Source organism: Lacrimispora sp. 38-1, from assembly GCF_049890855.1.
Lineage (GTDB): Bacteria > Bacillota > Clostridia > Lachnospirales > Lachnospiraceae > Lacrimispora.
Genome location: NZ_JBANEW010000043.1, coordinates 337,864 through 354,393 on the forward strand (window position 1 = coordinate 337,864; position 16,530 = coordinate 354,393).

A 16,530-nucleotide genomic window follows, 5' to 3' on the forward strand; every position below is an offset into this window, starting at 1 on the left:
TGATTCCAGCACAGGGATGTTTGATGTAACCGTATCTTTGGGGGAAGATTGTACAAACAGCGCCATCGGACTTATGGCAGATATCAGACTTGCCGATAATAAGAGTGAAAATTCTGTCTATATTCCGGCATTGACGGTGAAGCAGCAGGGATAAACTGAAAAGGGGGAATTTAATATGAAGCTATTCTACACCGAATCGGCGTGTAAATGGGAAGAAACCCTCCCAATCGGCAATGGAAGTCTGGGTGCCATGATATGGGGAAATGGGAAAAGAGAGTGTCTGGGTCTCAATGAGGAAAGTCTGTGGTCAGGCTTCCGCCATGACAAAAACAACCATGAAGCATTTCCTTACCTGGAACAGTGCCGCAGGCTTGTGGAACAGGAGAAGTACGAGCAGGCGGAGGAATTAATCCGGAATCATATGCTGGGAGAATATAATGAGTCCTATCTCCCCCTGGGAAATCTATACATAGACTTTGATCATGCTGAGGACATTACGGATTACAACCGTGCTCTGTATTTAGATCAGTCAGTCAGCAATGTGAGCTACCGGGTAAACGGTGTTAATTACAGCAGGGAATATTTTGCAAGCTATCCGGCCAGAGCCGTATTTATAAAGCTGGATTGTGATAAAAATGCGATCAATGCCGTGATTTCCTTTGAATCCCAGGTACCATACAAAGCGGAGTATGAAAAAGATGGAATTAAGATAAGCGGAAAATGCCCGGAACATGTGGATCCTTCCTATGTGGATGGCAGAGTAAATCCCATCATCCAGGGAGAGAAAGGAATGGAGTTCCAAGCCGGCTTGCAGATTCTTTCCTGCGATGGAGAAGTATCCGCTGAGAAAGACGGGCTTCGCATTACGGGTGCGTCCAATGTGATCATGGCATTTCATGCAGTGAGGGAACCGGTTTTTGATCATTCTCAGGCGTATGAAAAGATCAGGGAGCAGCACATCAGTGATTATAAATCCATCTATGATAAGGCGGAACTGTATCTCGGTGAGCAGCCGGATACTCCTACCAATGTCAGACTTCAAAAGCTCCGGGATGGCGAAAAGGACAACGCACTTTATGCACTTTATTTTCAATACGGAAGATATTTACTCATCAGTTCTTCCAGAGAGGGCAGTCTTCCTGCTAACTTACAGGGAATATGGAGCTGGCAGCTGAGAGCACCGTGGAGCTGTAACTGGACCACCAATATCAATGCACAGATGAATTACTGGCTTGCTCAAAGCTGCAATTTAAAAGAGTGTCTGCAGCCTTACTTCGAATTTGTAAAGCGGATTTGTGAGGAAGGTAAGAAAACTGCAGAGGTTCATTATCAGTGCAGAGGCTTTGTCCACCACCATAATGCGGATTACTGGTGCAACACCAATCCGGTTGGAATGATCTACGGGGAAGAAAAAGGGGAACCGGAAAGCGTTACCTGGTCTATGTGGCCCATGGGCGGTGCATGGATGACCAGCGAACTGTTTAGGCATTATGAGTATAATCCGGACCGGAAATTCCTTGAGGAAACCGTGTATCCAATCCTGAAAGAAGCAGCTCTGTTCCTTGTTGACTGGCTTTATCTGTATAAGGACCGGTATGTGACCTGTCCTTCCACATCTCCGGAGAATAAGTATAAAATTCCGGGCAGCAAAGACAGCGCAGCTGCAGTTGCAATGTCAACGGCAATGGATCTGGCAATTATCCGCGAAGTATTTGGAAACTTTCAGAAAACATGTGAAATCTTAGAGATAGATGATGAGGTTTTACAGGAAATATCAGAAAGACTGAGTAAACTCACTCCTTTCAAAATCGGAACTAAGGGTCAGCTTTTGGAATGGCATAAGGAATTTGATGAGGTTGAGCCCGGTCACCGCCATGTTTCCCACTTATATGGATTATTCCCATCAGAGCTGTTTGAAGGGGACGAAGATTTGACGGAGGCATGCAGGACTTCTCTGCTTTTACGTCTGGCAAATGGAGGCGGATATACAGGATGGAGCTGTGCATGGATCATCAATCTCTTTGCTGCACTGGAAGATTCTGATCATGCCTACGAATATTTAAAAACTCTGCTGACCAGATCTACCTATGATAATCTCTGGTGTGCCCATCCGCCATTCCAGATTGACGGCAATTTTGGAGGAACTGCCGGAATTGCCAACATGCTGGTACAGGAGCGAAACGGCAAGGTGAAAATATTGCCTGCGCTTCCGTCCGAGTTTGAAAATGGTTATGTAAGAGGCTTAAGAATCAAGAATGGAAAAACTGTAGATATCAAATGGAGCAGCGGGAAGTTAGAAGATTATAAAATATATTAAGGTTATAAATTTAACGCAGTCACTGTCGGGAAATTCCGGGGGAGACTGCGTTTTTTATGTTGACAATCTGGTAAAAGAAATGTTATGTTATCGGTTAAAGAAGCTTAAACGATCTGATAATGAGGAGAACAAATATGGAAAAGAGGATTTCTGGAAGAACAGGTTTAATGGCACTGATTGGATCACCGGTAGGACATTCCGGTTCCCCCGCCATGTATAATTACAGCTTTGAAAAGCTGGGACTGGATTATGCATATCTCGCTTTTGATGTCACTGTAGATGAGGTGGGAAAGGCAATTGAAGCAGTAAAAACCCTGCGTATGAGAGGATGCAACGTGACCATGCCCTGCAAGACAGAGGCGCTCAAATACATGGATGAACTGTCAGATGCGGCGCGCATTACAGGTGCGGTCAACACCATTGTTAATGAAAACGGAAAGCTCATCGGACATATGACGGATGGGCAGGGATTCGTGGATAACTTAAGGGATCATGGCGTTGAAATTAAGGATAAAAAGATCACCATATGCGGGGGAGGCGGCGCAGCGACAGCAATACAGGTTCAGTGCGCGTTGGAAGGAGCAGGAGAAATTTCCATTTTCAATATCAAGGATGCATTTTTTGAGAGAACACTGGAGACGGCTGAGAAGATCAGACAGGAAAAACCGAGGTGTATCGTGAATGTATTTGATATTACAGATATGGAAACGATGAGAGAAGAAATGAAAACCAGTGACATTTTCGCCAATGCAACCATCGTAGGCATGAAACCAATGGATAACGAGAGTGTGGTAAAAGATGTAACCATGTTCCGCCCAGGTCTGGTTGTGACAGATGCGGTTTATAATCCCAAGGAGACAAAGATGCTGAGAGAAGCCAAAGATGCGGGATGTATCTGTATTAACGGGCAGGGCATGCTTGTCTGGCAGGGAGCTGCAGCCTTTAAGCTCTATACAGGACAGGAGATGCCTGTGGAAGGAGTAAAGAACTTACTATTTAATTAATAAAAATATACAAAAAGTCTTTACACGTTTGGATAAATATGGTAATATTTACTTAATGTTTAAAGGGTGATTGTTTTATTAGATAAAAAATGAATAACTGGGTGTTACTGTATCAGCAGATACAGGCATGACTGGTGATATTTGCATGTTTGCTTAAGCAACGTGTAGGTATGATCAGTCTTTTTGTTTTTATGGGGTTAAAAGGCGAACCATTCAGGAGAAGGCCAATCCTGTAATGAATATATATGCTTTTATACTTAAGGAGGAAAAAGATGAAAAAGGTTAAATGTACCAAAAGATGTCTGCTTCTGTCTATGGCGCTGCTGCTTGGCAATACAGCATTCACCGCTCAGGCAAAGGCAGAAACTGTGACAGAAGCCAGTACAGGCCGCGGTCAGGGGGTTACTGTAGAGAACGTCACTCTTCATACATACGTAGGAGATGATGGTCAGGAGGCAGAGTCCATTACCTATCTGCTGAAGGATATAAAAGAACTTGGAACCATCACACCAGAGGATTTCAAAATAACAATCGGAAATGACAGCTATAAAGTAAATGACATAAAAATCATGGGGAACAATGTAAAGCTGTATGTAGATGCTTTTCGATATCTTGGAAAAACGGTTTACAATGAAAAAATGCAGTCCACACATTATGACTTTGCAGTTGACTGCACGGTAGATGCACTGGATTTAAAAAAAGGGGATTCCTGCCGGGTAATGACAAGAACTGCTGGCGATTTTGTAAGAGGTACATTTACAGGAAGCAACGGTATTGAATTACCGTATTGGCTTTATCTGCCGTCCGGTTCATCAAAAGTACCTCTTATGCTGTGGGAGCACGGGGGCGGAGAAGTTCTTGCAACATCCTTTGAAGGAGCCAATATTTTAAATAACAGGGGAGCAGTTTCATGGATAGAAGACGGATATCAGACCGCAGTTCTTTCTTTTCAGTTCCCGGAAAACTACAGCTTTGGAATATCAGAAAAGCCGGACCAGCTCAAGAAGATGCAGGAGTATAATGAGGTAATTCATGAATTTATTCAGGATCTGATTAATAAAGGAAAGATCGACTCAAAGAGGGTTTATATCAGCGGAGCATCGTCTGGAGGTGGAGCAGTGCTGCGATTTGTCATGCAGTATCCTGATTTCTTCGCAGCCGCCCTTCCCATCTGCGCGAAGGACACATTAATTCCCATTTCCCAGCCCTATGGACTCGCCTATAAATTTAACGGCAGTCTGGCACTGAACGATCAGGATTATCAGAAATGTTACCAGGACATCTCTGATTTAATGAAACATTATAATATAACCGGTGTACCCATGTGGTTTGTCCAGGCGGAGAATGACCCGGTATGTACCAGCTATACTTCCAGGATTTTATATCAGGTTTTAAAGGATCAGGGGGCAAAAAATAATAAAATCACAATGTATAGCGATGAAGAAATGAAACAGGCGGGGCAGATGATATACCATAGTTCCTGGGTTCCTGCATTCCAAAGCAGAGAAATCATGGACTGGGTTTACAGTCAGAAAAAACAGTAAGGATGAAACCTTGCTGAAATATAAAAAAGGAGAAGAAAACATATGGCAAGCAAGTACGATGGATTAGCAAGAATCATTATTCAGAACGTTGGAGGAAAATCTAATGTTATCAGTCTGACCCATTGCATTACCAGACTGCGTTTCAAATTAAGGGATGAGTCAAAGGCAAATACTGAGATCTTAAAAAATACCGATGGGATTGTGACAGTCATGAAAAGCGGGGGGCAGTATCAGGTAGTCATCGGCAACCATGTACCGGATGTTTATGAGGTGGTCTGTAAAATTGGTGGATTTGGGGAAGAACGCCATGAAACAGATGGAGAAAAGCCGGAAAAGCACCAGAAACTCTTCTCAGCCCTGATTGATACCATATCCGGGGTATTCCAGCCCATATTAGGTGTATTTTGTGCAACCGGACTTATTAAAGGTATACTGGCGATTCTTACGTTTACCGGAGTTCTTACTGCGGAAAGCGGAACGTATCAGCTTCTGTATGCGGTGGCGGACGGCTTCTTTTACTACCTTCCGGTAATTCTGGGATATACCGCTTCAAAAAAGTTTGGTCTAAATCCATTTACAGGTATTGCACTTGGCTGCGCTCTGGTTTATCCTAAAGTAGTGGCCCTTACTTCTAAGGATGTTATGGAAGTATTATTTGCAGGAACCATGTTTGAATCCAATATTTATGCTACATTCATGAAGATTCCTGTTATTATGCCAAAAAGCGGCTATCCGTCTTCCGTAGTACCGATCATTCTTGCCGTATATGTGGCATCCAAGATCGAGAAGTTCTGGAAACGGGTGATACCGGATGTAATAAAGAACTTCCTGGTTCCAACTCTGACCCTGATGATTGCCGCGCCTTTAACTTTTGTTGTGGTTGGTCCGCTTGCAAATTCCATTGCTGCAGTCATTGGCTACCTTACCCAGGCTGCCTATAATGCAAGCCCTGTATTAGAAGGTGCAATTGTTGGTGCGTTCTGGCAGGTTCTTGTAATTTTCGGTCTCCATTGGGGATTGGTTCCGGTCTATATCATGAACCTTAATATGCAGGGATACGACAGCTTCATGCAGCCCTATTTTGCAGCTTCCTTTGCACAGACTGCAGTCGTTGCGGCGGTTATGCTTAAAACAAAGGATAAGAACTTAAGGAGTCTTTGTATTCCGGCAACGATCTCTGGTCTCTTTGGTGTGACGGAGCCGGCCATTTATGGTATATCACTGCCAAAGAAAAAGCCTTTTATTATTTCCTGTGTGGCTGCCTCCATTGGCGGTGCTATCATTGGAGCAGGTAATGTTAAGAAGTATATGTCAGGCGCACTGGGAATTTTTGGGTTCCCTACCTTTATTAACCCTGCAAACAACGATGCCTCCAGCATTCCCTGGGTGACAGCAGGTGTGGTCGTTGCCTCCCTGATTGCTTTTGCAGCCTGCTTTATCATTTACCGGGATGAGGAAACAAAGAAGATGTAATCCCCGCTGATGCAGTTCATGTAAATCCTGGAGAAACATTGATTACAGTCATTTGATAATAAGAAAGGAATGGTAAAAACGATGAGAAAAGATTTTTTATGGGGGGGCGCAACAGCAGCCAACCAGTGTGAGGGAGGCTATTTAGAAGGCGGCAAAGGCATGGGAACTGTGGATGTAGTGCCATGGGGTGAAAACCGTTTCCCTGTTATGCTTGGAGAGATGGATTATAAAAATCTGCCTGATGACTCCTATTACCCATCAAGAGAAGCCATTGACATGTATCATCACTATAAGGAGGACATTGCCCTTTTTGCAGAGATGGGCTTTAAATGTTATCGTTTTTCCCTTTCCTGGTCCAGGATTTTTCCCACAGGGGAAGAGGAAGTACCCAATGAGGAAGGTCTAAGATTTTATGAAGAAGTCATTGATGAGCTTTTAAAATATAACATCGAACCGGTCATCACCATCTGCCATTTTGATGTGCCGTTAGCTCTGGCAGAAAAGTATGGTTCCTGGAAGAACCGTAAGCTGATTGACTGTTTTGTCCGTTACTGCGATGCCATTTTCCGCAGATTTAAAGGAAAAGTCAGGTACTGGATTACCTTCAATGAGATCAATATGCTTTTGCATCTGCCATTTATGGGAGCTGGAATACTCTTTGAGGAAGGGGAGAACCCAGTCCAGGTAAAATATCAGGCCGCACATAACGAACTGGTGGCATCAGCCATGGCAACCAGACTTGCCCATGAGACTGATCCGGAATACAGAGTTGGCTGTATGCTTGCAGCCGGGAATTTTTATCCCTACAGCTGCAACCCTGATGATGTGTGGAAGGCGATGGAGAAGGACCGGGATAACTATTTCTTTATCGACGTTCAGGCCAGAGGCCAGTATCCTGCCTATGCAAAGAAATTCTTTGAAAGGGAAGGAATTACCCTGAATGCAGAAGAGGAAGATTACCGCATATTAAGAGAGAATACCGTTGATTATATCTCATTCAGCTACTATTCCTCCCGCTGCGCATCCGCAGATCCGGATGTCTTAAAGAAGTCTACAGCAGGAAATGTGATGAAGAGCATTAAAAATCCATATCTGAAGTCTTCTGACTGGGGATGGCAGATTGATCCTCTGGGACTCCGCATTACGCTTAATACGCTGTACGACCGTTACCAGAAGCCGCTTTTCATTGTGGAGAACGGGCTGGGAGCCGCTGATGTGATGGAGGAGAACGGGACTGTATCCGATGATTACCGCATTGATTATTTAAGAGAACATATAAAAGCCATGATTGATGCGGTGGATATTGATGGTGTGGATTTACTTGGATATACTCCATGGGGCTGCATCGATCTGGTAAGTGCTTCTACGGGAGAGATGAAAAAGCGATATGGTTTTATCTATGTGGATAAGGATAATGAGGGAAATGGAACCTTAAAACGAAGCAGAAAGAAATCATTTTACTGGTATCAGAAGGTGATTGAGACGAACGGAGCTTCTCTGGAATAAAAAAACTGTGCCTGGGCAGTAATTTAACCCAGGCATGATTTTTTATTCAGTAAATCACGGATATTCTGTTTCGTCCTGCATTCTTCGCCTGATAAAGAGCGATGTCGGAACGTTCCATTAAACTCTCCAGCGTATCTGACTCAAGGTGAAAAAAGGTGACGCCAATGCTGATATGAAGGGGAATTCTTTCCTGATTTTCCGTATAAAATTCTAACTCCTCAACTCTTCTGCATAAGATTTCAGCTTTCCGTACAATTCGCGATTCATCAAAATCCAGAACCAGTGCTGCAAATTCCTCCCCGCCGATTCGTCCCAGTAAATCCTGCCCTTTGATGAGTTTCTGGCATTCTTCTGTCACCAGGCAGATCGCCCGGTCTCCCATGTTATGACCGTAAGTATCGTTGATGGTTTTAAACCGGTCGATATCAATCATAAAAAACGCGATTGTCTGACTGTGCTCTTTTATATCCAACAGTCTTTTTTGTGCTGTTTCCATAAAGCTTCTTCTGTTCATGATGCCGGTAAGCATATCGGTTCTTGCCTGGATTTTAAGCTCCTGCTCCGTCTTTTTCCGATCTGAAATATCTTCCAGAGTGGATAGAAACTGAATGATTCTGCCTTCTTCGTTCAGAATCGGAGTAAGAATTATATTTTCCCAGATTAAATCGCCGTTCTTTTTCTTATTTACAATTTCACTGCTCCATTGTTTTCCTGAAAGAATTGTACTCCATAAATTATAATAAAATTCCCTGTTGTGATAGCCGGATTTTAAGATTCTTGGATTCTTCCCCAATACTTCCTGCAATTCATATCCCATAAGCTTTAAAAAGGTTGGATTTGCATATTCAATCTCTCCTGAGGTATTGGTAAGAATAAAAGACATAGGACTTTGTTCCATAATTGCCTGAAAGGTATCCTCGCTTTTTTTCAGCTTCAGCGTCAACGCCTTATTTGTTGTAATATCCCGGATTACACTGATGATGTATGTACTGTTCTCAACCTGAGTGGTCTGTGCTGATATCAGGGCATTTAATTCCTTTCTTTCTTTGGTCAGAATGGTAATTTCCAGGTTTTTGCAGACCCCCTCCTTCTCAATGATCTTAAAAAAGCGGTCTCTGTCACCGGTGTTTTTCCAGAACTTTAAATCAAGAGTAGTTTTACCCAGAGATTCCTCTTTTGTATAGCCGGTTATTATTGTATAGGTCTCATTTACATCTATTATTTTTCCTGTAGGAAACTCAGAAATAAATACGGTATCGGGAATTGTTTCAAATATGAGACGAAACCGTTCTTCTGCAAGCGTTTTATCCGCATGCTCCCGCTGGACAGTCATGATAATGAAACAATAGGTCCATAAAAGGATGCTGGCAATGGAGAGAAAATAGCTCATAAGATAAAATAAGGTACTGATGTTATAGTTTTGCGTCTCTTTATAGAAAGTGAACAAAGCCTGAATGATGTAAAAGGTTCCGTAAGGAATACAGGCGGCGGCGATGAGCCGGGTAGCCGGTCGTATAGAATCAATGGTATGATTGTTTAAATTTTCCGCATTGAGAAATGAAACAATGCCGAAAATCAGGCAAAATACAATGATTCGGTAACTTTTGTTTTCATATACAAAAGAAAACCAGAAATTACCAGCAAAAAAAAGAATCGTCAATGCCAGCAGTTTCTTTTTAGCCACAGGCAGGTCAAGAAATTTGGAAAAGCCGATGTTTAAGCCCAATATAGAAAAATAAAAGAAAACATTGGAAACGAATATCAATACGTTTCCATAATCAGAAGCATACTTGAGTGCATAAAGAAATCCACTTAAAGAGGAAGAAACACAGCTGAAAAGTATGTAATTCATACCTGGATAGTTTTTAATAATACGGAAAACAAACAGCATAATAAGAACGTGTATGAAACTGATATAAAAATATATTATAGAAATAGTGGGAATATCCAGAACCATAGCTGCTGCCTCCAATCGAATTTAATTAAACCAATTCTAATATGTTTTATTATAAAAAGCAACAGGATGTATACTTATTAAAACGTTCTGAAATTCTAAAATTTTAAGTATGGGCATATGAATGAAACAGGGGAGGTGGAAGTGTGAAGAATACTCTGGTTTTATATGAAAGCAGGTATGGGTTTACAAAAATGGCTGCTATGCAGGCGGCACTTGTATTGGGACCCGGAAAGTGCATGCGTTTATCAGAGTTTCAGGATAACGGACAGCAATGGGATCTTGTCGTTTTGCTGGTGCCTGTTTATTGTGAACAGCTGGAACAGGAGGCCGTTTTAAGCATTAAAAATAATCTGGACTGGCTGAAAACAAAAAAAATAGTACTCTTTTGTACCTGTCTGGCCAAAGAAAACGCAAAGAGGTATCTGCAGCCGGTGAGTGAACTTCTTGGAAGCTGCGTGGTATTTCAGGACGCAGTCGCAGGAAATCTGGTTTTAAGCCGGCTGAATAAGGAAGACAGAAAGCAGACAGCGGCATTTTTTCAATCGGCAGGCTTAAAGGATCAGGATTACCTTTGTTTTGATCAGGAATGGTATATTGAGACGCTGCTTGGAATTAAGGAGTGGAAGGATACACCCGTTACAGCAATGGATGAAAAAAAAATTCTTGACATCTGTGAAGAATTTCTGTTAAACCACGACACCTGTTCGTTATCAACCGGGTATGGGAACCGAATCCGCGCTACCCCTATCGAATATCGGTATAAGAATGGATTTTTATATCTTTTAAGCGAGGGGGGCGAGAAGTTTGCAAATATTCTGCTCAATCCCAATGTCTCCCTGGCTGTTTTTAATGATTTCCAGGGAATGAACCGGTTAAGGGGAATGCAGATCAAAGGTACGGCTGAAATCATAGAAACGGGGAGCCAGGAATACCGTGAATTTCTGGATATGAGAAATTTAAAATATGAGAATGTGATGAAACTTCCGTCAGAACTTCATTTGATCAGAATCAGGATATGCAGGATTGAATTTTTGTGGTCCGGTTTCCGGGACATGGGTGTTGATGTAAAGCAGATTTTAACCTTTTGTAATCCGCCTAAATAAAAAAAATCAATAGGTATATACTAAGCACGAAAGATTAAGAAAGAAGGAGGCATACAGATGAGACAGTTAATTGACTGTGCAGACCAGTATATCAGGCAGTGCAGGATCAGGGATTTTGCATTATTAAAGATTTGTCTTTGTGCAGTGGGCATGATAATCGGGCTTTCCATCCCGGAGAAAAAGAGGAAATGGCCTCTTGCAGCAGCGGGTTTTGTATTCATGTTCAGTTATGTCCTGCTCATGGCAGAATTTTTAAAGATCTATATGGATGAAAGGTGAAAGGATTTTCATGAGAAGCCGGTTATATTAGTGTTTGCTTAAGCTGATATAACCGGCTTTTTCTGACTTTGTTTAATAATATATTTCCCGGTGACCGTCAATGCTTTCTGACAGAGACCGTTTCAGATAACCCTCAGCTCCTTTAAAATCCCGTTCTTCAATCATGGTGCACAGCTCATTTGTGTTTTCATACAGAGCCGGTATACCATATAAATCACAGAAACGAATCCAAAGAGAATAAGTCAGAACTTTGAATGAGCGGAAAATCAAAGGAAGAAGTGTATTTCCGGAAAACAGTGCCAGATGATGATGGAAAGCAAAGGCAGATTCTGCTGCATCATGAGCGCAGGAAGCCCGGCCGATGGCTTCCGTAAATCCCCTCAGCTGTGAAAGTTCTGAATCTGTGATCTCTTTGGATCCAAGATCAACCGCCAGAGTATCAAGTGCAATTCTAAGCTCCAGAATAGACCGTACTTCATCTTTTCGAAGGACACCTCCATTGTAATTGACAATAGACAGAAAGGTATCCAGTGTGCCATCTTTTCTATAGTCTGCGATAAAAATCCCCTGTCTCTGGCGAATGTCAAGAAATCCTTTTTCCGCCAGAGCCATAACGCCCTCATTGACAACGGATCTGCTGATCTGCATGGAGGCCGCCAGCTCCCGTTCAGGCGGCAGCCTGGTCCCGATTGGAAGCCGGCCGGACAGTATCTGGGATTCCAGTTCCTTTATAAACAATTCTTTTAATGTAGGCGCACACAGCTTTTTAAACTCCATAACGCATTCCCCCTGTTCTTATGTGATTGCTTCTGGCTGAGCCAGTAACCACGATTCTAATTATATGGTAATTTTATATAAAAATCAATAAAAAATACGGTAAAAACCTCTAATAATCAGTCAAATACAAGAAAAATTTTGACAAATGCAAAAATAGAGTGTTAAAATATAAACAAAGAACATAAATTTTGAATGGAGGTAGTAACATGTTTGTATTTCAATCAGCAAAAGGAGCATTTCCCGGCACTTATCTGCTGGTGTGGCTTCTGGTATTTGCCTCGTTATTTCTGTTAAATGAGGTGTCACGGCGTTATAAGTTAATTGGTTTTCTTTTTTTCTTCGTGATGCCAGCCGCATTATCAGTTCTCTGGTTTACAGTAATGAAAAAGAGTACATATACAGACTGGTTTCATCTTGCGAAGGTCTATTCATCCACTGCAGGCTGCATCGGTTTCTGGCTGATCAGGCATTATCAAAGAACAAGAAAGGACAAAACGGTTTTCCGGCTTTGCGAAAGCCGTCTTGCTCTTTGCTTTCCGCCGTTAATTCTGGCTGTCAATATCATGGAAGCGGTGACGAGAGATCTGGAAGTCGGAATGACGTACCATACCATGGCTCAGGATGCGACCGCGGATGTTTCCGTACTTCTGATGGGAGGTCCGTGGAATTTTATGAATGCGGCAGCAGGAATTCTGAATATAATTACCATAACGGGCTGGTTTGGCATCTGCCTTAGGAAGGTAACGGAAAAAGACAAGAGCAGGGATATGCTTTGGCCTGACATGCTTTGGTTCTGGATTGCCGCCTATGATATATGGAATTTTGCCTATACCTATAACTGTCTGCCTCATCATGCATGGTACTGCGGGCTTGCACTTTTGCTTGCACCTACCCTGTGCGCATTTACCATCGGAAAGGGTGCATGGCTGCAGCACCGGGCTCAGACACTTGCTCTCTGGTGCATGTTTGCCCAGACCTTCCCCGGATTTCAGGATGTGGGACAATTCCGTGTGGATTCTTCCTATAAGCCCGGAATTTATTTTGCAGTCAGCCTGATCGCACTGTTATCCAATGCGGCAGTAGCTGTGTATATGGGGATCCATATCTGGAAAAAGCATCGCAGCCCATACGGACCGGAGCTTTATACAGATTTAAAGTCATATCGCAACGTGAAGGCCCTGGCGGAAACAGACGCGGTTGTATAAAAGAAGATATCAGGAGGAATGGAATGCATGAACTGGGGGTCATGTCAGAAGTGGTCCGGATTGTGGAAAATGCGGTCAGGGAGCAGAACTTATCACAGGTAGAAAGCCTGGTTCTGCAGATCGGTGAGATAGCTTATGTGGTTCCTTATTATGTGGAGCAATGCTATCCCGCCGCAGTCCAGGGGACAATTCTTCAAAATGCCCGTCTGGATATCGAAGTGATTCCTGCCAATGGCCGCTGCAGGCAGTGCAATAAAGTGTTTCATGTAACAGAAGGATATATGAAATGTCCCTTCTGTCAAAGCTTTTCCTGGGAACTGACGGGGGGAAGGGAATTCATGATTAAGCAAATTGTGGCATGTTAAACTCTGTATCCATCAGATCAGTTGAAGTATATCTGATTTTATATCTCGTTAAAATATTGACATTTCTCCATGACAGGCGTATATTTGACGTAGCATAAAACGATATTTTTTTACTGATTGATGAGAGGAGACTATTATGCTGAAACTAATGAGATCACCTTTAAAATACGTACAGGGTCAGGGCGCTTTATCAGAGGTCTATGAAGAAACAAAAGATCTTGGAACGTCATTTCTTTTTATCTGCAGCAACAGCGGATATAAAAACTGCCATGAAAAAATTGAGAAAAGCTTTGAAGGAAAAGGTTCGAAAGTGAAATTCGAGATCTTCGGCGGAATCAGTTCCATCGGAGAAATAGAACGGATGCAAACGATTGTCAGAGAGAATCAGATTGACTGTGTGGCTGCAGTTGGTGGCGGATCTGCCATTGATACGGCAAAAGCAACGGCTCATTACGAGAAGCTGCCGGTTGTTATCATTCCTACTGTAGTAGCAACGGATGCTCCCTGTACCGGTTTGTCCGTTATATACAACAATGACGGAAGCTTTTCCCATTACATATTCTATCCCAAAAATCCGGATGCAGTAATTGTTGATTCTGATATTATCGCTCACGCACCGGTTAAGTTCCTGGTTGCCGGAATGGGCGATGCGCTGGGTACTTATTTTGAAGCGAGAGCCTGTGAAAAGGCAAAAGCTCCCAGCCTGGAAAATGGAGGAATCACAAAATCAGCCATGGCTCTTTGCAGACTTTGCTATGAAACTCTTTTAGAAGACGGCTACAAGGCTCTGAAGGCTTGTGAGAATCAAATTGTTACACCGGCACTGGAGGCAATTATCGAAGCTAATACTTACTTAAGCGGCGTAGGCGCTGATAACGGCGGTCTGGCAGTATCGCATTCCGTATACAATGGATTTACGGCGCTGGAAGAATGTGAAGCCACAATGCATGGCAGTGTGGTTGCCTTCGGTACACTGGCACAGCTGGTTTTGGAGGATGCACCGGCAGCTGAGTTTAATCAGGTGCTTGAATTCTGTGTAAGCGTTGGTCTGCCGGTAACTTTAAAAGAAATCGGTGTAACAGATAAAGAGAGAGTCCGCATTGCAGCTAAGAATGCATGCGCAGAAGGGGAAAGCATCCATAACATGATCGGAGATGTAACCCCCGAACAGCTTTATGATGCCCTCATAGCTGCGGATGTTCTCGGTCAGGAATATCTGGATAAAAGAAAGTAAGAAATTTTAAAAATAAATGGAAGATCTGAAAAGCACAGCTAAAAGGAAACAGCTGGATTCAGATCTTCTTTTTACTTTATTATTAAAAAAATGGATATTTTTAATATAAATTACCAACAATAAAAGTGCATTCAGGGTCAAAGAATGAAAGCTGTCCCCGGGACAGAACAGAAAGGAGTTAGAAAATGATAGCAGAAGTAGATAGAGAGGGCTGCATCGAATGCGGGCTCTGCGCTTCCGTTTGTCCGGAAGTATTCAGAATGGGTGATGATGGTCCTGCAGAAGTATACGTTGACACCGTCCCCGAGTCATCAGAATCATCTGCAGTGGAAGCCCAGGAAGGCTGTCCGGTCTCTGTAATTAAAGTAGAATAGTCACTGAAGGCACCTCTTTCTGAAAAGAATTATAGAATCAGACAGAGGTGTTTTTGTTACTTCATTATAAAGTGAGAGAAGGAGAACTGTTATGAGCGAATATATCAATAATCGTCAGATGAGACAAAAGACAATAAAAGATATTATCCGTCAGCTTCATGAGGGAAAGACAGTGGATGAAGTAAAATCCCGGTTTGAAGAAGTATTTCACGGGGTGTCGGCTACAGAGATCTCAGAAGCAGAAGGAGCTTTGATTGCGGAGGGACTTCCGGTTGAGGAGGTGCAGAAACTCTGTGATGTCCATGCAGCTGTATTTAAGGGATCCATAGAAGAGATTCATCAGCCGGAGGAGCTGGCGCTCATCCCCGGACATCCAATTCAGGTACTGGTCAGGGAGAATAAAAAGATCTCTCACATACTGGAAAAGGAAATCCGCCCTTTTCTATCTCTGAAGGCGCTGGAGAGCCCTGGTGCAGTAAAGGAGCTGAAAGCGGGAGTGGATCAGTTAAAGGATTTAGGCATTCACTATAAGAAGAAGGAAAATTTATATTTTCCGTATATGGAGAAATATGGTATCACTGCTCCGCCCAAGGTTATGTGGGGAGTAGACGACGAAATCAGAGCCCAGGTAAAAGAGGTGGCAGCCCTGATAGATGTCCATTCCGATCAAAAAGAAGCTATTATCAGGAAAGCTCTGGATATGGCTGATAAGATCGAGGAAATGATATTTAAGGAAGAAAATATCATGGTCCCCATGCTTCAGGAGAATCTCACCCAGGAGGAATGGAAAACAATTGCAGATGGAAGCGGTGAAATCGGTTATATGATTGAGCATGTGCCGCAGTGGGAGCCGAAAGAAGCTGACAAAGAAGAAAGAGCACCAATTGAGCCGAAAGCCGGAATTGTGAAGCTTCCGTCAGGGGAGATGAAAACAGAAGAACTGACTGCCTTACTAAACACTCTGCCTTTTGATATCACGTTTGTGGACAAGGATGATAAAGTAAAATATTTCTCCGAGGGAAAGAACAGAGCCTTTCCAAGAACCAGAACAATACTTGGCAGAAATGTTTCCAACTGTCATCCGCCTGCAAGCGTCCACATCGTTGAAAAAATTGTGGAGGATTTTAAAAATGGCGTAAAAGATGAGGAAGATTTCTGGATCAGAATGGGTAAAAAGTATATCCTGATCCGTTATTATGCCGTGCGCAGCGAAGCGGGAGAATATCTGGGTGTTTTAGAAGTTACCCAGGATATTGATGAAATTCAAAATATTACAGGGGAGAAACGGTTAATGTCTGAATAATAATAGAAAAATAAAGAGTACAGGTGCTGATTCGTTAGAAAACGAGGGGGTGCCTGCGCTCTTTTGTTAGTTAAATGGTATGATTTTCA

At 42.8% G+C, this 16,530-nt stretch carries 15 protein-coding genes; 13 read left to right on the forward strand and 2 right to left on the reverse strand.

The features are described 5' to 3' along the window. Positions 1–16: 16 nt before the first annotated feature. The 6 genes from V7D18_RS09900 (at position 17) to V7D18_RS09925 (ending at position 7,844) form a co-directional block, all read left to right on the forward strand. Positions 17–154 (forward strand): hypothetical protein, encoded by a 138-nt coding sequence (locus V7D18_RS09900; RefSeq protein WP_426153882.1) that lies wholly within the window; start codon positions 17–19, stop codon positions 152–154. Positions 155–175: 21 nt separating this feature from the next. After that, positions 176–2,317: a glycoside hydrolase family 95 protein gene (locus tag V7D18_RS09905; RefSeq protein ID WP_426153884.1), complete on the forward strand. Its 2,142-nt coding sequence runs from the start codon at positions 176–178 to the stop codon at positions 2,315–2,317. A gap of 134 nt (positions 2,318–2,451) precedes the next feature. Continuing rightward, positions 2,452–3,321, forward strand: a complete 870-nt coding sequence (gene aroE / locus V7D18_RS09910) for a shikimate dehydrogenase (protein ID WP_426153886.1) — start codon at positions 2,452–2,454, stop codon at positions 3,319–3,321. Positions 3,322–3,593: 272 nt separating this feature from the next. Beyond that, positions 3,594–4,865, forward strand: coding sequence for a prolyl oligopeptidase family serine peptidase (locus tag V7D18_RS09915; protein ID WP_426153888.1), 1,272 nt, complete (start codon positions 3,594–3,596; stop codon positions 4,863–4,865). 42 nt (positions 4,866–4,907) lie between these two features. After that, the gene (locus tag V7D18_RS09920) at positions 4,908–6,338 is read left to right on the forward strand and encodes a PTS transporter subunit EIIC (protein WP_426153890.1); all 1,431 of its coding nucleotides are present in this window, start codon (positions 4,908–4,910) and stop codon (positions 6,336–6,338) included. Between the two features lie 81 nt (positions 6,339–6,419). Continuing rightward, positions 6,420–7,844 (forward strand): 6-phospho-beta-glucosidase, encoded by a 1,425-nt coding sequence (locus tag V7D18_RS09925; protein ID WP_426153892.1) that lies wholly within the window; start codon positions 6,420–6,422, stop codon positions 7,842–7,844. A 46-nt stretch (positions 7,845–7,890) separates the two neighbouring features. Here V7D18_RS09925 and V7D18_RS09930 read toward each other — a convergent pair whose 3' ends face one another. Then, on the reverse strand, positions 7,891–9,801 hold the full coding sequence (locus tag V7D18_RS09930; RefSeq protein WP_426153894.1) for a diguanylate cyclase: 1,911 nt from the start codon (positions 9,799–9,801) through the stop codon (positions 7,891–7,893). A gap of 143 nt (positions 9,802–9,944) precedes the next feature. On the opposite strand from V7D18_RS09930, the gene V7D18_RS09935 reads away from it, so the two are divergent. Continuing rightward, on the forward strand, positions 9,945–10,904 hold the full coding sequence (locus V7D18_RS09935; protein ID WP_426153896.1) for a pyridoxamine 5'-phosphate oxidase family protein: 960 nt from the start codon (positions 9,945–9,947) through the stop codon (positions 10,902–10,904). Between the two features lie 57 nt (positions 10,905–10,961). Continuing rightward, a complete protein-coding gene (locus V7D18_RS09940; RefSeq protein WP_426153898.1) occupies positions 10,962–11,183 on the forward strand; it encodes a permease of phosphate ABC transporter in 222 nt (73 codons plus the stop codon). Positions 11,184–11,255: 72 nt separating this feature from the next. Here V7D18_RS09940 and V7D18_RS09945 read toward each other — a convergent pair whose 3' ends face one another. Further along, positions 11,256–11,960 carry a FadR/GntR family transcriptional regulator gene (locus V7D18_RS09945; RefSeq protein ID WP_426153900.1) on the reverse strand — a complete coding sequence of 235 codons (705 nt, stop codon included), beginning with the start codon at positions 11,958–11,960 and terminating at the stop codon, positions 11,256–11,258. A 206-nt stretch (positions 11,961–12,166) separates the two neighbouring features. Here V7D18_RS09945 and V7D18_RS09950 point away from each other — a divergent pair, with 206 nt between their 5' ends. The 5 genes from V7D18_RS09950 to V7D18_RS09970 all read left to right on the forward strand — a co-directional run bounded on the left by V7D18_RS09950 (position 12,167) and on the right by V7D18_RS09970 (position 16,441). After that, positions 12,167–13,165, forward strand: a complete 999-nt coding sequence (locus V7D18_RS09950; RefSeq protein ID WP_426153902.1) for a DUF5692 family protein — start codon at positions 12,167–12,169, stop codon at positions 13,163–13,165. A gap of 23 nt (positions 13,166–13,188) precedes the next feature. Further along, entirely contained in the window at positions 13,189–13,530 is a 342-nt protein-coding gene (locus V7D18_RS09955) for a hydrogenase maturation nickel metallochaperone HypA (protein ID WP_426153904.1), read from the forward strand. 136 nt (positions 13,531–13,666) lie between these two features. Further along, positions 13,667–14,764 (forward strand): glycerol dehydrogenase, encoded by a 1,098-nt coding sequence (locus tag V7D18_RS09960; RefSeq protein WP_426153906.1) that lies wholly within the window; start codon positions 13,667–13,669, stop codon positions 14,762–14,764. A gap of 185 nt (positions 14,765–14,949) precedes the next feature. After that, entirely contained in the window at positions 14,950–15,138 is a 189-nt protein-coding gene (locus V7D18_RS09965; RefSeq protein ID WP_426153908.1) for a ferredoxin, read from the forward strand. 91 nt (positions 15,139–15,229) lie between these two features. Continuing rightward, positions 15,230–16,441, forward strand: a complete 1,212-nt coding sequence (locus V7D18_RS09970; protein ID WP_426153910.1) for a DUF438 domain-containing protein — start codon at positions 15,230–15,232, stop codon at positions 16,439–16,441. Positions 16,442–16,530 lie beyond the last annotated feature (89 nt).